This is a genomic window from Confluentibacter sediminis (assembly GCF_003258355.1).
Lineage (GTDB): Bacteria > Bacteroidota > Bacteroidia > Flavobacteriales > Flavobacteriaceae > Confluentibacter > Confluentibacter sediminis.
Genome location: NZ_QKPO01000011.1, coordinates 128780 through 147993, shown reverse-complemented (window position 1 = coordinate 147993; position 19214 = coordinate 128780). Strand labels below are relative to the sequence as shown.

Here is a 19214-nt window from a genome sequence, read left to right as displayed (position 1 = left end):
ATAACTACAAACTAGTGTTTATAGTATGTTTCTGGGTAAAAATAAACATCTTTTTTGATTAACTTCTAAAATTAAAGCACTTTTAGATAACTTGTTAACCAGCAAAATGTGCCTCTAATTCTTTTAACGTAGCTTCGTTTGTCTCCAAATCTTTTATTATGTGTCCTTTTTCAAGCACAACAATACGTTCGCAAACGTCTGTAACATGCATTAAATCGTGACTGGAAATTAAGACTGTGACCCCTTTTTTTTCTGCTAAATCCTTAATAATACCTTTAAGTCTTATTTGGGTTGTAGGATCTAAATTCGCAAAAGGCTCATCTAAAATAATAACGTCTGGATTTCCTATTAAGGCTGCTACTATCCCTACTTTCTTTTGGTTTCCCTTACTTAAATCACGCAAGTATTTTTTCTGATTTAAAATTTCACCATGGAAAAAATCCTCAAATTGAGATAACAAAGCATTAACATCGGCTTTATTTTGGTTACGAAGTTCACCAATAAAATAAAAATATTCTTCGGCAGTTAAATAGCCGATTAAAAAACTTTCGTCAATAAAGGCTGATGTAAAAGGCTTCCAATCTTCGCTTTCATTAACTTGAATATTATTTGTTTTTATAAAGCCTGTGGTTGGTTGTATTAAATCTAAAAGCAAACTAAAATAGGTGGTTTTACCTGCCCCGTTGTTGCCGACTAAACCAAAACTTTGGCCTTTAGGAATCTCTAAAGATTCAATATTTAAAACCAAACTATTATTATATTTTTTTGAAAGATTTGATGTTATTATCATATTGTAATTTTTTAATTTTTGGTAATTATTTTTTATTTGAAAAAATGAGTTTTAAACGTTTTTTAATTTCAAAAAATTAAAAATATTTTTACGCTTCAATTTCAAAAAAACAACTTTTTTTAAAAATTGATTTTTATTTTTTTTTGACACTAAAATTATTGCTATTTCTATAGTAAAAACAATAGTTTTAGCAGTTTTATAATTTTGAAATTAAACTAAAAAAAAATGGTTTTAAAAAAAACTAAAAATTTCATTTTTTAAGTCCTATTTTTTTATGCAAATAGCATATCATATTTTATGTTTTTAATTTTAAAAAAACATAAAATGATTAGAATTTATTTATGGTAAATACCTTAATTGTTTTTAATCATTTTGATTAAACGCACTAATCATTTTATACTTTGATTCTAAATATTTTCTTGTGATTAATCTCATTAGTTTTTGATGAAAAACAATACCAACTATTCCCATTATTGCCAATACTAAACATGCCAATTCAAAACCAACAAGAAAATAGAATAAAGCAAATATTCCCATAGGTAAAATTAGCAACGGAATGCCTATAAGCCACTGCACAGCACCAGTACCTTGATAATTAAAGGCCGCTTTCTGACTTAATTCTATTTTTTTTCTATTGTAAGAGCCTCCATATAGAATTACATGTGTATTAACGCCAATATTATAAATGGCTGCCACAAAATGTGCCAATAAAATTTTCCAACCAAAAAACACATATGGGATACCAAGCACAAATAGGATTACAACGCTTAATGCCATTAAAGTGAATTTAGATTGCAAGTATTGTTGATACTTAATATTCTGACTCATTAATAATTTATAATAAGCACTATCCCAAGCAGGTATAAATTGACCAAAGTTGATTAAAAAAATTCCCGTTGAAAAAACACCAATAAAAACAAAAAACCACGGTAAGTTTTGGTATGTTGGTTGCGGGTAAAAAAACAGGCCATATAACAACCCTATGGCAACCAAAAAAACAGAAGATTTAGTACGCTTATTACGCCAAATTAATTTCAAATCCAATTGCATGAATGGAGCAATATCTCCAAAATTCTTTGTCCATTCTAAATTTGATGTTTGTACTTCTTTTATCTTTTCTTTTAAACCACTATCTAAAAACAGCTTTTCTTTTAATAACTTAAAATTAAAGAGATATAGCCCTATTAGAATTAACACCGGAACTACAATAAAAATTGGAGTTTCATAAATGGCATTAAAACCTTTAGAAAACAGCTCGTTAAAAGCTATAATATTAAAATGATTAAGGGCAAACAAACCACCTGTTAAAGCTATAATAGGTAAAAATGAGAACTCTTTCTTTGACGAAAAACTTTCAATAATAAAATTTAAGAAATTAATTATTAATGTGATTAACACTAATGCTATCATCCAAATTAATACTGAAGTTGTGGGATAATCTTCAACAATAAGTGTAACACCAAAAGGAATAATTGCAAAAAGCGGTAAAAAGTTAAAAAACGATAGTGTAGATTTACCTAAAACATAATTAACAATTTTTGATTTTTTTATGGGCACTATTAAAAGTGGCTTTACCACCAATACTGGCAGTTTTTGAAAGAAAAACCTAAAAATCAAATCTACTAGAATCCAATAAAAAAGAAAATTATTTACAATTAATAATGGGTCTGCATTGGGAAATGCTTTTTTAAGTCCCGGATATAAAAAAACGCCCATGCTTAAAAAAATCGCCATAAAATAGAGTGCTAAAAATCCCATTAAAATTTTTATAGCAAGTCCTTTACCAAAACTTGCAGACCTTAAAAAGGATTTCCACTCTAAACTTAAAAAACGCTTTACCATAAGTCTATTTAGTTATATTTTTGTGCAATTCCTTGTAATTCCATGCCCCAAGATTGCCCAAGCATCATGCCTTTTTGGGTTAAACTTAATTGTTTTTCGGCAAGTTTTTTGCCTAAATCAGTGTTATAAAAAGCTACCAACTCTTTTATTTCGGCTTGAGTAAACTCTTCCATATACAAATCGGCTAATTTATCGTAAAGCCCATCTAAAGTGGCATTTGCATCTTTTTGGTAAGCCCCTTTATTCGCTTCAGAGACCATAGTACCAATTTGAGCAATAGCGTTATCAAAGGCAGCTCCAGAACCTGTTAGTTTAATAAACTCAATGGTTTCCTTTTTAAATTCTGAATTCTCCTGTGCTTGGGTTACAACAGTTGAAATTAAGAATAATACTAGCAATACTTTTTTCATGGTTTTAGGTTTTAAATGGTTAGTGATTTCGTTTATAAAATAGATTTCTCTTAATTAGTGAAAATTTTGAAGTAATTGTTACAATCAAAATTTAAATTTACAAATCTACTTCGCTATTTTTGCATAAAACATATTAAATGTCATCATTTCATAAACTCTCAGTAAAAAAAATTAACAAGGAAGCTAACAAAGCTATCAGCATTGTTTTTGATATTCCCGAAAATTTAAAATCGTCTTTTCTATTCAAAGCCGGCCAATATATTACTTTAAAAAAAGATATAAATGGCAACGAATTAAGACGCGATTATTCTATTTGCTCCTCACCAAAAAGCAATGAGCTTAAAGTAGCCGTGAAAGAAGTGAAGGATGGTACATTTTCTTCTTATGCCAATAATCAATTAAAAGTTGGAGATGTTTTAGATGTTGCTCCACCTAAAGGGCGTTTTGTGTTTGAGCCGAATGACAAAAAAACTAAAAACATTGCCGCTTTTGCTGCTGGTAGTGGTATTACACCTGTTTTAAGTATTATAAAATGTGCTTTGGAAGAAGAAATACATAGTAAAGTGATTCTTGTTTATGGTAATAAAACGACTGAAGACACCATGTTTTTAAATGAACTTTTAGAGCTTCAGCACCAATATAAAGATAGGTTTTCCATCCAATTTGTGTTTAGCCAACAAGAAGATGAAAACTCCATTTTTGGACGTATCGAAAAAAGCACTGTTAATTATGTTATGAAAAACAAACATCAACATGTTGATGTTGATGCTTTCTATTTATGTGGCCCAGAAGCTATGATTCATACCGTTAAAGATGTTTTAACCTCTAATGGTATTGATGAAAAAAGTATTCATTTCGAACTTTTTAAAGCCGCAAAACCTGTAGATATTGAAGATAACGTTACCGCATCAAATGAAAAAACAACCATCACTATTACTGTTGATGATGAAACGACCACTTTTGAAATGTCGCAAAAACACACGGTTCTAGAAGCTGCTTTAGATGAAGAGATTGATGCACCCTATTCATGCCAAGGAGGTATTTGCAGCAGTTGTTTAGCGCGTGTAAAAGAAGGACAAGTTACAATGAGACAAAATAACATTTTAACAGATAAAGAAGTTGCAAAAGGCCTCATTCTAACATGTCAAGCCCAACCTACTACACCAACTTTGGTTGTTGATTATGATGATGTTTAATTTAGAACGTTAGATGCTTAGAACGCTTCGCTTTTTAGATTTTTAGAGAACTGAAATAATCTTGTTTACAATCATTTTTGGTGAAATACTTCCCGCTGCATTTTCATAACCTTTCGGGTATGTGTTTCCGTAAATGGAGGTTGGAATTTTAGGGAATTGATTTTTATCTGCTAACAATACATGATCTTCGGGTTGGTTAAAGGGTGCGAACCCAGCAAATGGATGTGTAACGCCCCAAATAGTCACCACTTTTACACCCAACATAGCCGCCAAATGCGCATTTCCAGAATCCATGGAAAGCATGACATCTAGATTTGAAATAATATCTAATTCTTCATCAAGCGTCAACTTTCCTGAAATATTTATAACATTTTCAAATTCGTATTCAAAATGGTTTAAAATACTTGATTCTTTTTCTCCACCGCCAAACAAAATAATTTTATACGCTTTTGAAAGCGAATTAATCACTTGTTTCATTAAATCTAAAGGATACATTTTACTTTCGTGGGCTGCAAAAGGTGCTATTCCAATCCATTTTGTTGTTTTGTTTCCTAATATTTCTGAAACTTTCGAACTTAATTTTTTAGGCTTTGGAAATGAAGGATTCTTTAAATCTAAAGTAAATCCTAGTGTTTTAAAAACCTCTGCATAGCGCTCATGGGTTGTTTTTAATTGCTGAAATATTTCACCAGAAACCAATGCTTTTTTCTCTGCTCTGCCTTTATCTATTTGAACAACGGGTTTTCCGAAGAAAGAAAACTTTAATACATTGCTACGTAATACATTATGCAAATCGGCTACAGCATCAAATCCTATTGCTTTTAGTTCCTTTGAAAGTTTAAAAAGCCCTAAAATGCCTTTATGTTTCCCTTTAACCTCAGCAGGAAATATAGAGACGTTTGGCAACTCCCTAAAAAAAGGCATGAAAAAAGCGCGTGTTAAAATAGTGATTTTAAGTTGCGGATTTTGTTCTGTCAATGCACGTAAAACTGGCACCATCATGGCCACATCGCCCATAGCTGAAAGACGAATAACCAATATGTGCTTTGAATTGGACATTTGAATTTATAAAAGTGAAATTCCTGCCTTTGCAGAGATGCTAAATTATTTTTGCCCTCTTAATACAGGGTTTAGCTCATCATCATTGTACATTTTCATTTGCTTGTAAACTTTCATGTACTTTTCGCCATTTTCTATATCATACAGCAAGGTATCGATAGCTGTAGACAAATCTACACGTTGCTCTAACAATACCTCTAGTTTTACCTTACAAGCTGCTTTGTGTCCTTCAGAAGCATCTGTACGAGTGGCTTCTTCATTCATGTGATAGATTTTTAACGCTAAAATAGATAATCTATCGATGCCCCAGGCCGGACTTTCGGTATTGATTGTTGCGTTTGCTTTTGGGGTAACATGCTTGTATTTTTCTAAAAAATAACTATCAATGTACTCCACCATATCGGTTCTGTCTTGATTTGAAGCGTCAATTTTACGCTTTAATGTTAAAGCAGCTACTGGATCAATTTGCGGATCGCGAATGATATCTTCATAATGCCATTGAACCGTATCAATCCAACATTTTCTATATAATAAATGTTCTATTAAATCGCTTTTTGAATAGGCATTTTCAAACGGCTGCTCTACACTATTAATAACATGGTATTTTTCAATAACGTCTTGAAATATTTTATTCGCTGTACTAGTAAACATGATGTATTTATTTTAAAGTGCAAACCTACAAAATTTAAACCTAAATAATATCCTTTTCAATTTCTGTAGATCCACGGTTTCCGTTTTTATTTAAATTGATATGATACCCGTAAATATAAGTTTAAATAATTAAATTTATGATTCAAAAAATGAAAGATAGAAAACCATGCATATTCATAACCTGTCTCTACAAAACTCTGTATTAAATACTTTTTTATCTGAAATTAGAAATATTCATGTTCAAAAAGACAGCATGCGTTTTAGACGAAATATTGAGCGAATTGGTGAGGTTTTAGGTTATGAAATGAGTAAAGTTTTAAACTACAAGCCTTCAATTATTGAAACACCTTTGGGTAATTGTGACATTAGTTTAATCCATAATGACATTGTTCTGTGCTCTATTTTGAGAGCTGGGATTCCATTACATAATGGCTTGCTTAATTATTTTGATACTGCCGAGAATGCTTTTATTTCTGCTTACAGGCATCACAACCCTGACGGTTTTGAAATTATTGTGGAATATCTAGCCTGCCCCAACCTAGAAAACAAAACCCTTATTTTGGCAGATCCCATGCTAGCTACAGGACAATCTATGGTAGCAACTTTTGAAGCCTTAAAACCCTTTGGAAAACCAAAAGAGATTCATTTAATTAGTATTATTGGAGCTAAAGAAGGTGTTGAATATGTAACGAAACATTTTGACGATGCTACTTATTTATGGATTGCTGCTATTGACGACAAACTAAATGACAAAGGCTATATTATTCCTGGACTTGGTGATGCTGGCGATTTGGCTTTTGGTGAAAAACTACAGAAATAATATCACAAAAGGGGTTATAATTAATGTAAGCAAAAACAGTTCTCTAAACCATTTATCTTGAATGGTTTCTATATAATTAGTGATGATTATTGCTAGAGGCGCAAACATAAATAAAAACTCACTCCCATCTTTATTAGGAGCTAAAATAACGGCAATAAAGCCGACAACAATTGCTAGAAATACTATTTTAAATGCAGGTCTAAATGCTTTTTTCTTGCTTTTAATACTTCTTATATAAAATAAAGAAGACCAGACACCGAAAGATAATAACATGGTAATGGCTATTATAAACTGAGGTGTATTGTATTTGCTAAAATCATAACTAACTTCTGGCAAGCTTTTAAAAACACCTAAAAAATTATTATTATAAATTATTGAAATACTTATTGCTATGACAAAAACGGTTGCCATACCAAAAAAAGGAATGAGCCAGTGCTTGAATTTATTATCAGAATATAAAAGTAGCGCTGCAAATATTATAATAAAAAACAAAATAGCCCAAAAGTAAAATAGAGCTGCAATAGCTATCCATAAGGCAGAATCAAATATTTTTTTTTCTGGAGTAATCATGGAGCGTAAGCTTATGACTCTTCTAAAACTAAGTAATATAAAAAAGTTTGAAAAAATAATATTTGGATCTGCGGTGGTTTGGGGTATTACCAACAAAAACAAACTAAAAAGCAGAATTTCATAACTGTTTTTTTTTGTTAAACTATGCTTACTAACAATAAAATTAATCAATAACACAGAACCATAGCAAAACAAGAACAACGCTATTTGCTTAAAAATATAACCCGCATTTACTGGTTCAATTACTAACTTTAATTTAGCCGTTACAAAAGCTAGAAGCGTAATAAAAAAAACAATAATAAAATTTATTGGTTTAGATTTTTTAAAAATGCTTGTTATCATTAACCGTTTTTGTATTTTTGCTTTGTAAATATACTAACTATGAAAGATTTCTTTTACGCTATACAGGATTTATTTGTTAATGTGCTTTTTGCCCCATTCGATTTTTTACGACTTGATGTGAAAAACTGGTTTTTAGCAAACACAATATCTTGGATTTTCATGGCCATTGGCTTTATTGCTATGGTATACTGGATGTTGCAATTAAAAAAATATAACGACAACAACGAAGAAGATAAAAGCGTTTCTGCACACTCTTACTTATAAGTCGAAACCTATATCCTTACGATAATACATCTTATCAAAATGTAGTTTTTCTATATTTTGATAAGATTTTTTTATGGCTTCTTGGTATGTATTTCCATAGGACGTTATGGCCATAACACGACCTCCAGACGTCACCACTTTATCATCTTTTAACTGTGCTCCAGCATGAAAAGCTATAGAATCTTCAATATTATTGATTCCTGTAATTTCTTTGCCTTTTTCATAATATTCAGGATAACCACCAGATACTAACATAATGGTTGTTGCTGCACGCTCATCGATGTCAATATCAATTTTATCTAAAGTTCCGTTTGCCATAGCTTGTAGAATTTCAACAAAATCGCTTTTTAATCTTGGCAACACCACCTCGGTTTCTGGATCCCCCATACGCACGTTATATTCGATTACTTTCGGATCGTCTCCCGCCTTTATTAATCCTATAAATACAAAACCCACATACGGCAAATTATCTTTCTTAAAACCGCTTATGGTCGGTTTTACTATGCGCTCTTCAATTTTATTCAAAAAATCATCTGTTGCAAATGGTACTGGAGAGACGGCTCCCATACCTCCTGTATTTAATCCGGTATCCCCTTCACCAATTCGTTTATAATCTTTAGCTGTTGGTAATATTTTGTAGTTTTCACCATCAGTCAATACAAAACAACTTAATTCAATACCATCTAAAAATTCTTCAATCACGACTTTGGTACTGGCTTGTCCGAATTTAGAATCTACCAACATGCTTTTTAACTCAGCTTTGGCTTCATTTAAATCATTTAAAATAACCACCCCTTTTCCTGCTGCTAATCCATCTGCTTTTAAAACGTATGGTGGATTCAAGGTTTCTAAAAAGGCATACCCTTTTTCAACAGTCTCTTTAGTGAAACTTTCATAAGCTGCCGTTGGAATGTTATGTCTAAATAAAAACTCTTTAGCAAATTCTTTACTGCCTTCTAATTGTGCAGCAGCTTTTTGTGGACCAATAACAGCGATGTGTTTAATAGCATCGTCATTTAAAAAGAAGTCGTGAACGCCATGTACCAATGGATCCTCTGGTCCCACAACAACCATGTTAATTGCTTCATTTAAAACCAGTTCCTTTATGGCATCAAAATCGGTTACTCCAATATTTACATTAGTTGCAATGTCTGCTGTTCCAGAATTACCTGGTGCTACAAATAATTGTTTACATAATGGACTTTGAGCAATTTTCCAAGCGAACGTATGTTCCCTTCCGCCAGAACCGAGAATTAAAATATTCATGATGTGTGTTTCTTAGATGCCCATCTACATGGGAATGACAAATTAATGTTTTTAACACGCCGCATTAAAAGCGAGTTTTCAAGTGCAAAAATAAAATTAATGAGACGAATTCAAGAATATTTTTTATTTACTTTACAAAAATTACTTTCAGCTTGAATTCGGTTGATCTTTCTTTAAAATTTAGAAGATGATAAAATAGGGTCGGAAAAAATAACTAAGAATTCCTGAATTAATGAAAATGGTAAGGCTGAATGAGGATTTACTTGTTGAAATTCTTGATTAAAATAATACCGTTTTGCCCATTGGGGAAGAAAGTCGGAGGGTTATACATCTTTATATAATAAAGACATCTCTTTATTTGATATGATTTGGGTGAAGTTGGTGTGCTTTGTAAAAAAATAGCCAGATTAACGTTTTATTATATTACAAAACCGCTGTTGAAAACAGGGAAAAAATGAAGAAAGTCATTATTAAACAACTCCAATTGATACTTTTAAAATAAAAGATTATTGAATTATAGAAGAACTTTCAAATAAAAAAGTTAAAACAAAAAGCGGATAATTTAATGATTATTATCCGCCTTCGTTTTTTATAAACTATTTGGTTGTATAGTTAGTAAAATCTTTATGTTCACTTTTATAAAGTTCTTCTTCTGTTAAACTTTTAAAATAATCATAGGTAATTTTCATACCTTCTGCTCTATCCACTTTAGGCTCCCAACCTAACAGTTTTTTTGCCAGACTAATATCTGGTTGTCTTTGCATGGGGTCGTTTACTGGTAAATCTTTATAAATAACTTTTTGTTTAGTTCCCGTTAGTTTAATGATTTCTTCAGCAAAATCACTAATAGTGATTTCATTCGGGTTTCCAATATTTACTGGATATGCATAATCGCTTAATAACAGTCTATAAATACCTTCAACTTCGTCATCTACATAACAAAAAGAACGCGTTTGTGAACCATCTCCAAAAACAGTTAAATCTTCACCTCTTAAAGCTTGTCCCATAAACGCAGGAATAACACGTCCGTCGTTCAGTCTCATTCTTGGACCATAGGTATTAAAAATCCGAACGATGCGGGTCTCAACACCGTGGAATGTATGGTAGGCCATAGTTATAGATTCTTGAAAACGCTTCGCTTCATCGTATACGCCTCTAGGTCCAATGGTATTTACATTTCCATAATAATCTTCGGTTTGTGGATGTACTAAAGGGTCTCCATATATTTCAGAGGTTGAAGCGATTAATATTCTGGCCTTTTTTGCTTTGGCTAAACCTAAAAGATTATGAGTTCCCAAAGAGCCTACTTTTAATGTTTGAATAGGAATTTTTAAATAGTCTATTGGGCTCGCTGGTGATGCAAAATGTAAGATATAATCTAAATCCCCTTTTATTTCAACAAACTCCGTGACATCGTGATTAATAAACTCAAAATTTGGATTGTTTGATAAATGATCAATATTTTTTTTATCGCCTGTAATAAAGTTATCCATCCCTATGACATAATACCCTTCTTTAATGAAGCGATCACATAAATGTGAGCCTAAAAAGCCAGCGGCTCCTGTGATTAATACTTTTTTCATATCGTGTTGTGTTTGTTTATGTTTAAATTAATATGCTTTGTCTTCGCCTTTAAATATATTTACTGCTGTTTGAATAATAATATTTAAATCCATTAATAATGACCAGTTTTCTATATAAAAAATATCATATTTAGTTCTATTTATAATATCTTCTTTGGTTTCAATCTCTCCTCGATAGCCTTTTATTTGTGCTAATCCAGTTATTCCTGGTTTGACAAAATATCTAACCATGTATTTTGATATGGTTGTTCCATACATTTCATTTTGTTTCCATAAATGTGGCCGGGGACCGACAACAGACATGTGTCCAAATAATACATTAAAAAATTGAGGTAATTCATCTATGCTGGTTTTACGAATAAACCTACCTATTCTTGTTACTCTTGCATCATTTCTAGAAGCTGATTTTTCTGTTGTCGAATTAATGGCCATGGATCTAAATTTATAACATCCAAATCCTTTTTCTTTTATTCCAGGGCGGTCTTGTCTAAAAAATATTGGCCCTTTGCTTTCAATAACAATTAAGAGCCCTAAAATAGGTATAAGCCATGAAAGAATAAAAACGACTATAAATAAAGAAATTAGAATATCAAAAATTCTTTTAACCGCCTTATTTACTGGCTCTTGAATGGGAATTCTGCGAAGTGATAATATAGGGATATAATCATAATATTCATATTTAAGCTTTTTTGAATATATATCTTTATTATCAGGAATAAACTTTAGTTCCTTTAGATTATTGTCTGCAAAATCTATGATTCTGTTAATTTGTTTATTGGATAGTTCAGCAACAGAAGTATAAATTTCATCAATATCATTTTCAATAATAAACTTAAAGCATTTTTGCAAAGAAAAGTCCTCCTCTTCCAAGGTAAATTGTTTTTTAAACTTATACCCATAATCAAGCTTTTTATTAAATATATATATCAGTTGCCTTGTCTTTTCAGTGTTTCCAATAACGACCACATTTCTATAATTACCTAATTGTTTTGACCTATATTTATTTAATACAAAATATAATAGAAATTTTAGAAATGAAATAACAGCGAGAACGAATAAAAAATAATTTCCTAAAGCGAGCCTGCTAATGTAAGGCTGTTTAAAGAACCCTATAAATGCATACAGAATTAAGCCGTAAAATACAAACTGAACTAATATTAATGTAACAATTTGAAGAACTCGTGTATACCTTTGTACATCATAAAAATTATTTTTAAAAGAGATAATTATCCATAAAAAAGAAATATAAATACTAAACAAATAGGTGTCTGTAATAAACGTTTCAAATAAAAAAATAGAGCCATTTATAACCCCCAAATCTATTAAATAGGAAATTGGCTTAATATAATCTGAATTTCGTTCTTTTTTAATTGTATTCAATTTTGTCTATATTCCATTTATCATAAAGCTTTTTTCAACTTTTAATTAAAAGCTTCTCGTTTTGATTATTAAAGCAAATATCTGAAAAGTTAATGAAAAGTATTATTTTATTCCGCCAATTTTTATTTGCTAAATAAAACTAGTTAATGCTTTTGTTTCGCTAAAACACACTTTATTTATAAGCAATATAACATTATAAACAAGAACAAGCCATGCTGACACCACAATAAAGATTCTGTAAAAAACACCATAATTATAGGAATACAGAACATAATGAATAAAAAATTTAAGCACGTCTCCCTTTTATGGAATAGAATATCTTTGAAAGATAGATAAACGAAGGCAAAATGCTTGAAATTACTAGAGCAATTACGGTGGGGCAAAACCGTAAGATGCACTTTTTGTCTTCTGATAAGGTCAAACCGATAAAAACCGAGCAAGGACGGTATTCTTGCAAAAACTGTAAAAGGTCATTTTCGGTTCTTGTCGGCACTATTTTCGAGGAAACCAGACTTTCATTGCCTAAATGGTTTCAGATAATCACGCTAATGCTCAACGCAAAGAGCAGTATGTCCGCAAAGGAAACAGAGCGTAATATTGATGTGACTTATAAAACCGCCTATTACACTTGTATGAGGGTAAGGGTCGGTATTCTCATGCCCGAAACGAAACTGAACGGCATCATAGAAATAGACGAATCGTATTTTGGGGGCAAGGCACGTTCAAAACACAATATCCCCGATGACGAAGTAAGCTTGGCTACTAACTCCCTAAAAAGAGGACGTGGCACTAACAAAGTGTCGGTCGTGGGGATGGTACAAAGAAAAGGTAACGTAAAGACAAAGCTTATTGATAAGTTAACAAAACGTAATCTGTTATTCATGCTAAAAGCGAACGCAAAGAACGATAACTCGATACTTATGACCGATGGGTTTAAAAGTTATTCGGAACTCGAAACTTACATTGACAGACTTGTAATAAATCATTTAAAACAATATAGTAAAGGAATAGTGCATATCAATACCATTGAGGGTTTTTGGAGCGACGTAAAGAACGGAATTAGGGGAAGCTTTAAGTCCGTTTTAGCAAAAAGTACCTCCCATTATATTTAAGTGGAGTTTGAAGGGAAATGAACTTGAAAAGTTTCTAAAGAACGTACTATTCCAATAAAAAGAACTGGAGCATTGGAAAGCCCAAAGCCCACAACAAATAAAAACAATGGCATATGGAAGCTAATACGGAAACAGTAGAAAAACCAAAAAAGAAATCCCTTAAAAAATTTCATGCAGATTGGAAAGCGATACAAAAACAAATAACCGATTTTGGATTTGAACACCAAGACGTTATTTGGGGCATTGAGACACGTTTTTCAAATAGCGAAAAGGGGGATTTAGAATGGATATGGACATACAAAGGGACGGACAGCTCTAAATGAACTATACGAGTACGATATTTAACGATAGTATGTTTTAAGGTTATCGATACTCGTGTAATCAATCGTATCATTCCCATTATGTCTGTATTTTACCCTGATATAAAAAGAATGTTCAGGATTTTGGATTGATTTACACTCTAAATCTAATACTGTTATTGTATAAGAATCAGAAATATAAGTGAAAGATTTACCAATAATATCTTGGTGTTTTTGAAGTTCTGTTTCGCAAAAATTCTTATCCCTGAAGAAAGATTTAAAAGTTAAAGATTGACGATTACATTAAGTATATAAAAGGAATCGAAAACCAAATATAAACAAATAAAACAATCTATTCTATTAAAGGGATAAGTGCTAAAATTTATGCCCTTTAAGTATTGAAATCGTGTAAATATCTACTTCGAGGACTCTAAAGGGGAAAACACAAAAACTGTAATTAATATTGAGTAAAACATTATTCCATATTGTCTTTGAAAAATAGTTTCAGTAAAATTAAATAAGGTAATGATAATTAAAAAGTAACTCATAATCACTTTTTTGGAATTGATTGAATATTTAAATAAAGAAAATAAACTTGACATATATATAATTAAACCTAGAAGACCATTTGTTAACCAAATTTCTAAAAATTGATTATGAGTATTATATCCATCCAAAGAAAACTTGAATCCCTTTTGATAGTAACAGTAATCAAGATGTTTTTGATAATCTCCGATTGGAATAAAATATAAATAGTTGTTGATACGTATTTTTTCCAAAACACAATCCCATATAATAACCCGTGGATCTAAACCTAATGCTAATGTTTTAATTCTATCAAAAAATGGATCAAATATTACGAGCATTAACACCACTAAAAAGAACAAAATAATGGAAAAAAAAATAGTGTTTCTTATGCTAAATTTGGAAAAAAAAATTAACACTAAAGATAATATTAATGTTATTAAAGCCATTTTTGAAGACAAAAAAATAAAACTTAAAATCAAGACACAGTTTAAAAAGATAAAAATTGTTTTAAACTGTGTCTTGATTTTAGAATACAAAAAAATGGAAGAAACTAATGTGAATGTAATGTAGGTAGCTAAATATACATGCTGAGCCGGGTATATATAAAACAAATACTTTGAATCAAAAAAACTATTTTTTTCTAGATAAAAAACAAATCCTTTTACAAGTCCATAAAAATTAACCAAAGAAAAACCTATTAATAATGCCCAAAAGAAAGATATAATATCTTTCTTTTGTATATATTCAAATACTAAAATACCGACAAATGGAACCAGCAAGATAGGAAGCCTTTTAACCAGAATACTAGTTGCATTTTGAACATCATATGAAAAAAAAAGAGACACTAAGGTAAGCCAAAACGGAACAGATATAATTAAAAAAAGTTTAATATTTTTTTTAGAAAATTTTCTCTTTTCAAACAAAAATAAAGAAAGTATAACAGAAAAAAAAAGAGTTAAAGAACTAATAAAAAATGAAAATAAAACAGAACAAAGGCTAAGTGCTAGTAACCAAAATATAATTAAAGAAAGTTTTTTTTTATTTATCATTATCATTTAAATTCTAAACCTTAATTTAGCCGATTCAAATATATAAATTTTGTACCCAAATGAGTTTTAAATTATCTGAAAACACGAAAGTTTACATTGCTGGCTGTGGAGGCATGCTTGGAGAAGCTGTATATGAAGCATTTAAAGAAAAATGTATTGTAAAAGCAACAGACATAAATCTTACGGAGCATTGGCTGGAATATGCCGATGTCCGAAATTACACTGAAATAAAAGAATCTATCTTAGAATTTGAAGCTGATCTTATTATTAACTTAGCGGCACTTACTGACCTAGAATATTGTGAAAAAAATCAAGAAGAAACTTGGCTTACAAATGCTCTAGGACCTGAAAATATAGGCCTAATTGCTAATGAACTTGATATTCCTTTAGTATATATAAGTACAGCTGGAATAGTTGACGGTTTACAGGATGTTTATAATGATTTTGACCAGCCAAATCCCTTAAGTATTTACGCAAAAGCTAAATACCATGGAGAATTATTCACTCAATTTCACGTAAATAAGTTTTATGTTTTTAGAGCCGGATGGATGATGGGTGCTGGTCCTACAAAAGATAAAAAATTCATTAACAAAATATATAAACAAATTAAAAGTGGTAAAAAAGAACTTTTTGTAGTTGATGACAAACTTGGGACCCCAACTTACACTAAGAGTTTTGCTAAAGGCATCATGCATGTAGTACAATCTGGAATGTATGGTGTATATAATCAAGTTTGTAATGGAGATTGCAGTAGGTATGACGTTGCAAAAGAATTTATTGCCCTTTTAGGTTTAACAGAAACCATTAAAGTGACTAAAGTAAATTCGGATTATTTTAAAACTGAATACTTTGCTCCTAGACCATACTCTGAAAAACTTACGAACCTAAAACTGAATAGTAGGGGTCTTAATGTAATGCCTGATTGGAAGGAGGCTTTAGAAGATTATGCTAAGGTATATATTAAAGATTTTAATAATTGAAAATAGCGGTAATTGGCATAAGAGGACTACCTGCTAGTTACAGTGGTTTTGAAACTTGTGCAGAGCATACTACTAAACAATGGGTGAAAAATAAACATGAAGTTGTTGTATATTGTAGAAGTCATATTTACGAAAGCAAAATTCCTAAAACAACAGAAGGGGTTTACTTAAAATACCTACCTTCTCTTCCAATAAAATCCCTTGAAACATTATCTCATACGTTCTTATCGGTATTACATTTGTGTTTTATCGAGAAAAACATCAAAATTATACACCTATATAATTGTGGTAACGGCATTTTTATACCTATTCTAAAGCTCTTTGGGAAAAAAACTTTTATCTCTGTAGATGGTTTAGAATGGAAAAGAAAAAAATGGGGTTTTATAGCAAAAAGCATGTATAAATTTGGTGCTAAAGTAGCAGTAAAATTTTCAAATGAATTAATTGTTGATAATAAAGTTGTTCAGGATTTTTATTCTTACAAATTTAACAAAGAAACTTCTTTGATTGCCTATGGAGCAAAAATTATTGAAAAATCAAAAATGACTTCTGAAGAAGTTTTTAATAAGTTTGAATTAAAATCTAAAGAGTATTTTCTTTTTGTAGGCAGATTTGTTAAAGAAAAGGGAGTCTTAAATCTAATTAAGAGTTATTTAGAACTTAACACACATTACCCTTTAGTGATTATTGGAGACGATGTTGAAAATAATGAATATAGAGATTATATTTTTTCCACATATAATGCACACCCCAAAATAAAATTATTAGGTTATCGTTTTGGAGACGAATATGAAGCAATTTTATCGAATGCCTTAATGTATGTTTCAGCAAGTGAACTTGAAGGCACCTCTCCTTCTTTATTGGCTGCAATGGGAGCTAAAACCTGTACTTTGGTTAATGGAATAGAAGAAAATTTGACTACCTTGGGGGGTAGTGGTTCTGTTTTTGAAAAAAATGATTATAATGATCTCGTAAAAAAGTGGCAATATTATATAGACAACCCAACAATAATTGACAAAATGGCGTTAAAAGGATACAAATATGTTTTAGAAAATTATAGTTGGAGTAAAATCTCAAAAGATTATATTTCATTGTTTGAGAAAAATAATTATTCATAACATTTCAGTTCTTATGATTAAAAAAATCAAAAAACTACTTATTAGATTAACTAATCAAGTTGGGCATTTAAAAGTGGGTGTGGATTGCCCTTATGAATGGTAAGGAAATGAATACGCTGGTTTGTGTGTCTGCCCAAATGTATATTCATTTGGGATCGGTGAGGACATATCTTTTGACAAGGCTTTAATTGAAAAATTTAATTGCTAAGTATTTGGCTTTGAACCAACAACCAAGTCAATAAAGCTGGATTAGAAATCAAGTTTTACCTAGTAATTTTTCATTTAGCGATTATGGAATTGGTGTAATTATTGAGAATACATTGTTCTATCTTCCAGAAAATGAAACACATGTTTCCGGAAGTATCAAAAAACATAACAACGTTGCAGCTCAAAAGAGCATTAAGGTTCATATAAAATCATTTGATGATATTGTTAAAATTCTTGGACACCCAAGGGTAAATATTGTTAAAATGGATATTGAAGGAGCTGAATACGGCGTAATCGAAAGTATCCTAAAAGCAATGCAAAAATAGATCAGTCATTGATAGAGTTTCATGATAGATTCTTTAGTGATAAAAAAGGAAGCTCTCAGAAAGCTGTTTCAATGCTTAAGGAGAATGGATATGAGGTTTTTGCAGTATCGGAGTTTCCTTTATTAAAAAGCATTTAATTTCATGATATAATTAAAGAAATTAAGGGGCGAACAATTGTACAAAAAGTAACATTATGAAAGTATTTAGTTCAATTTTATTGTTTATCCTTTGCTTTGTCGCCTCCACGCAACTCATTGCAAAATATTGGTCTCCCTATCTTTATTTTGATGATATTTTGTTCTTAATAATTACAGGTATTTCCGTCCTAGATATAATCATTACAAATAAATATTCACGCACTTACTCTTACCTAGTAATTGCATTTATCATATTTATTTTTATTTCATTTTTATTTAACTTTTATAGCTTAAATGCTTTTCTTTCAAAAAGTTTTTTTTATGCAAAACCACTTCTAACTTTTGTCTTTGTGAGCTACTTGTCTAATAAGTATATGCTTTTCGAGCATAAGAAAAAACTTTATACCCTTTTTATTCTTATTTGCCTTTTTTCGCTATTAGAGTTTTATATAATACAATATGTGGATAGAGGTTATATACACTACTTTAGCTATTCACAAAGATATGGTTATTACCGAGCTTCGAGTGTTACCTACCATCCAATTTCCTTAGGATTGTTAGCATTTTTTGGAATTGTTATAGGTAGGGAAGTAATTGAAGATAAACGAAAATGGCCTTATTTAGTTTTTGTAGTTTCTCTTATCCTTACAGGAACAAGGTTTGTAATGCTATTAATGGCAGTTTACTTTATCTATAGATTTATAATAACAAAAAAAATAGTTCTGGGTCATTATAAGTTTCCTCTGAAACATATCTATACATGCTTGTATCCTTTTATATTTTTTACCTTATTCGGAATATCGACCTATGTCAACATTAAAGATTATCATTCGATTCGAAGTCTTTCTTTACGGTCTGGCGTTGAATTACTTCTTGAACCTAAAACAGTCGTCTTAGGAACAGGTCTTGGAAGTTTTGGAACTTCTGAATCGGTATTATACGAATCTGAAGTCTATGATAAAATTTACTTTCCTGAGCACTACAAAACCCTGTTAGTTTCAGGGAATAATAGTAAAGCAGGGACAGAGAATTTTTTCTTTATGGCATTGGTTGAATTTGGAATTTTCGGGCTACTCCTGTACTACTTCATTATACTTAGAATACCAAATAAACGATATTTAAGCTATTTTTTTACATTCTATGTCTTGTTGGTGGTTTCTATTACTTTTGTGTACCCATTAAACACTTTACCATTTATGTATTTGATAAATATATTTTTTCCATTTGGTCGCAAAAATAATAAGTCTATTAGCTCATAATCTTAGTTAAGATCTTATGATGGCCC

The 19214-nt window shown here is 30.7% G+C and carries 20 protein-coding genes; 10 read left to right on the top strand and 10 right to left on the bottom strand.

Features of this window, described 5'->3' with window-relative positions; genetic code table 11:
• Positions 1–94 precede the first annotated feature (94 nt).
• From DKT72_RS10865 to DKT72_RS10855, 3 genes are all read right to left on the bottom strand, one after another.
• Complete coding sequence (locus DKT72_RS10865; RefSeq protein WP_111308765.1) at positions 95–790, bottom strand: ABC transporter ATP-binding protein; 696 nt, start codon at positions 788–790, stop codon at positions 95–97.
• 363 nt (positions 791–1153) lie between these two features.
• Positions 1154–2632, bottom strand: a complete 1479-nt coding sequence (locus tag DKT72_RS10860; protein ID WP_111308764.1) for a DUF5687 family protein — start codon at positions 2630–2632, stop codon at positions 1154–1156.
• 8 nt (positions 2633–2640) lie between these two features.
• The gene (locus DKT72_RS10855) at positions 2641–3042 is read right to left on the bottom strand and encodes a DUF2059 domain-containing protein (RefSeq protein ID WP_111308763.1); all 402 of its coding nucleotides are present in this window, start codon (positions 3040–3042) and stop codon (positions 2641–2643) included.
• A 137-nt stretch (positions 3043–3179) separates the two neighbouring features.
• Between DKT72_RS10855 and DKT72_RS10850 the strand changes: the two genes are divergently transcribed.
• Positions 3180–4238: a ferredoxin--NADP reductase gene (locus tag DKT72_RS10850; RefSeq protein WP_111308762.1), complete on the top strand. Its 1059-nt coding sequence runs from the start codon at positions 3180–3182 to the stop codon at positions 4236–4238.
• 42 nt (positions 4239–4280) lie between these two features.
• Here the strand turns inward: DKT72_RS10850 and DKT72_RS10845 are convergent, their stop codons facing one another.
• Positions 4281–5297, bottom strand: coding sequence for a glycosyltransferase family 9 protein (locus DKT72_RS10845; RefSeq protein ID WP_235841694.1), 1017 nt, complete (start codon positions 5295–5297; stop codon positions 4281–4283).
• Between the two features lie 45 nt (positions 5298–5342).
• Positions 5343–5948, bottom strand: coding sequence for a DUF4254 domain-containing protein (locus tag DKT72_RS10840; protein ID WP_111308761.1), 606 nt, complete (start codon positions 5946–5948; stop codon positions 5343–5345).
• Positions 5949–6114: 166 nt separating this feature from the next.
• Here DKT72_RS10840 and upp point away from each other — a divergent pair, with 166 nt between their 5' ends.
• Complete coding sequence (upp, locus tag DKT72_RS10835; protein WP_111308760.1) at positions 6115–6768, top strand: uracil phosphoribosyltransferase; 654 nt, start codon at positions 6115–6117, stop codon at positions 6766–6768.
• Here the strand turns inward: upp and DKT72_RS10830 are convergent.
• Positions 6757–7680, bottom strand: coding sequence for a DUF6427 family protein (locus tag DKT72_RS10830; RefSeq protein ID WP_111308759.1), 924 nt, complete (start codon positions 7678–7680; stop codon positions 6757–6759). The two genes, upp and DKT72_RS10830, sit on opposite strands and share 12 nt — an antisense overlap.
• A gap of 39 nt (positions 7681–7719) precedes the next feature.
• On the opposite strand from DKT72_RS10830, the gene DKT72_RS10825 reads away from it, so the two are divergent.
• Positions 7720–7944 (top strand): DUF6341 family protein, encoded by a 225-nt coding sequence (locus DKT72_RS10825; protein WP_111308758.1) that lies wholly within the window; start codon positions 7720–7722, stop codon positions 7942–7944.
• Here the strand turns inward: DKT72_RS10825 and purD are convergent.
• From purD to DKT72_RS10810, 3 genes are all read right to left on the bottom strand, one after another.
• Positions 7939–9210: a phosphoribosylamine--glycine ligase gene (gene purD / locus DKT72_RS10820; RefSeq protein WP_111308757.1), complete on the bottom strand. Its 1272-nt coding sequence runs from the start codon at positions 9208–9210 to the stop codon at positions 7939–7941. The two genes, DKT72_RS10825 and purD, sit on opposite strands and share 6 nt — an antisense overlap.
• Positions 9211–9806: 596 nt before the next feature.
• Positions 9807–10793: a UDP-glucuronic acid decarboxylase family protein gene (locus tag DKT72_RS10815; protein WP_111308756.1), complete on the bottom strand. Its 987-nt coding sequence runs from the start codon at positions 10791–10793 to the stop codon at positions 9807–9809.
• 27 nt (positions 10794–10820) lie between these two features.
• A complete protein-coding gene (locus DKT72_RS10810) occupies positions 10821–12173 on the bottom strand; it encodes an exopolysaccharide biosynthesis polyprenyl glycosylphosphotransferase (protein ID WP_111308755.1) in 1353 nt (450 codons plus the stop codon).
• A 351-nt stretch (positions 12174–12524) separates the two neighbouring features.
• On the opposite strand from DKT72_RS10810, the gene DKT72_RS18735 reads away from it, so the two are divergent.
• From DKT72_RS18735 to DKT72_RS18245, 3 genes are all read left to right on the top strand, one after another.
• Positions 12525–12602, top strand: coding sequence for a hypothetical protein (locus DKT72_RS18735; RefSeq protein WP_369074224.1), 78 nt, complete (start codon positions 12525–12527; stop codon positions 12600–12602).
• On the top strand, positions 12575–13285 hold the full coding sequence (locus DKT72_RS10805) for an IS1595 family transposase (protein ID WP_369074223.1): 711 nt from the start codon (positions 12575–12577) through the stop codon (positions 13283–13285). The genes DKT72_RS18735 and DKT72_RS10805 overlap by 28 nt, the downstream gene beginning before the upstream one ends.
• A gap of 113 nt (positions 13286–13398) precedes the next feature.
• The gene (locus DKT72_RS18245) at positions 13399–13608 is read left to right on the top strand and encodes a hypothetical protein (protein ID WP_162623299.1); all 210 of its coding nucleotides are present in this window, start codon (positions 13399–13401) and stop codon (positions 13606–13608) included.
• 392 nt (positions 13609–14000) lie between these two features.
• On the opposite strand, the gene DKT72_RS10800 is transcribed toward DKT72_RS18245, so the two are convergent.
• The gene (locus tag DKT72_RS10800; protein WP_111308753.1) at positions 14001–15161 is read right to left on the bottom strand and encodes an O-antigen ligase family protein; all 1161 of its coding nucleotides are present in this window, start codon (positions 15159–15161) and stop codon (positions 14001–14003) included.
• A 59-nt stretch (positions 15162–15220) separates the two neighbouring features.
• On the opposite strand from DKT72_RS10800, the gene DKT72_RS10795 reads away from it, so the two are divergent.
• The 4 genes from DKT72_RS10795 (at position 15221) to DKT72_RS10780 (ending at position 19188) form a co-directional block, all read left to right on the top strand.
• Positions 15221–16141 carry an SDR family oxidoreductase gene (locus DKT72_RS10795; RefSeq protein WP_111308752.1) on the top strand — a complete coding sequence of 307 codons (921 nt, stop codon included), beginning with the start codon at positions 15221–15223 and terminating at the stop codon, positions 16139–16141.
• Positions 16138–17259 carry a DUF1972 domain-containing protein gene (locus DKT72_RS10790; protein WP_111308751.1) on the top strand — a complete coding sequence of 374 codons (1122 nt, stop codon included), beginning with the start codon at positions 16138–16140 and terminating at the stop codon, positions 17257–17259. The genes DKT72_RS10795 and DKT72_RS10790 overlap by 4 nt, the downstream gene beginning before the upstream one ends.
• Before the next feature lie 320 nt (positions 17260–17579).
• Entirely contained in the window at positions 17580–17792 is a 213-nt protein-coding gene (locus tag DKT72_RS10785) for an FkbM family methyltransferase (protein WP_162623298.1), read from the top strand.
• Between the two features lie 193 nt (positions 17793–17985).
• On the top strand, positions 17986–19188 hold the full coding sequence (locus DKT72_RS10780) for a hypothetical protein (protein WP_162623297.1): 1203 nt from the start codon (positions 17986–17988) through the stop codon (positions 19186–19188).
• The last annotated feature ends 26 nt before the right edge of the window (positions 19189–19214 follow it).

What these genes read in the sequence shown, in the direction of transcription:
- DKT72_RS10865 (WP_111308765.1), bottom strand. Translation starts at nt 790, where the DNA reads ATGATAATAACATCAAATCTTTCAAAAAAATATAATAATAGTTTGGTT.
- DKT72_RS10860 (WP_111308764.1), bottom strand. Translation starts at nt 2,632, where the DNA reads ATGGTAAAGCGTTTTTTAAGTTTAGAGTGGAAATCCTTTTTAAGGTCT.
- DKT72_RS10855 (WP_111308763.1), bottom strand. Translation starts at nt 3,042, where the DNA reads ATGAAAAAAGTATTGCTAGTATTATTCTTAATTTCAACTGTTGTAACC.
- DKT72_RS10850 (WP_111308762.1), top strand. Translation starts at nt 3,180, where the DNA reads ATGTCATCATTTCATAAACTCTCAGTAAAAAAAATTAACAAGGAAGCT.
- DKT72_RS10845 (WP_235841694.1), bottom strand. Translation starts at nt 5,297, where the DNA reads ATGTCCAATTCAAAGCACATATTGGTTATTCGTCTTTCAGCTATGGGC.
- DKT72_RS10840 (WP_111308761.1), bottom strand. Translation starts at nt 5,948, where the DNA reads ATGTTTACTAGTACAGCGAATAAAATATTTCAAGACGTTATTGAAAAA.
- upp (WP_111308760.1), top strand. Translation starts at nt 6,115, where the DNA reads ATGCATATTCATAACCTGTCTCTACAAAACTCTGTATTAAATACTTTT.
- DKT72_RS10830 (WP_111308759.1), bottom strand. Translation starts at nt 7,680, where the DNA reads ATGATAACAAGCATTTTTAAAAAATCTAAACCAATAAATTTTATTATT.
- DKT72_RS10825 (WP_111308758.1), top strand. Translation starts at nt 7,720, where the DNA reads ATGAAAGATTTCTTTTACGCTATACAGGATTTATTTGTTAATGTGCTT.
- purD (WP_111308757.1), bottom strand. Translation starts at nt 9,210, where the DNA reads ATGAATATTTTAATTCTCGGTTCTGGCGGAAGGGAACATACGTTCGCT.
- DKT72_RS10815 (WP_111308756.1), bottom strand. Translation starts at nt 10,793, where the DNA reads ATGAAAAAAGTATTAATCACAGGAGCCGCTGGCTTTTTAGGCTCACAT.
- DKT72_RS18245 (WP_162623299.1), top strand. Translation starts at nt 13,399, where the DNA reads ATGGAAGCTAATACGGAAACAGTAGAAAAACCAAAAAAGAAATCCCTT.
- DKT72_RS10800 (WP_111308753.1), bottom strand. Translation starts at nt 15,161, where the DNA reads ATGATAAATAAAAAAAAACTTTCTTTAATTATATTTTGGTTACTAGCA.
- DKT72_RS10795 (WP_111308752.1), top strand. Translation starts at nt 15,221, where the DNA reads ATGAGTTTTAAATTATCTGAAAACACGAAAGTTTACATTGCTGGCTGT.
- DKT72_RS10780 (WP_162623297.1), top strand. Translation starts at nt 17,986, where the DNA reads ATGAAAGTATTTAGTTCAATTTTATTGTTTATCCTTTGCTTTGTCGCC.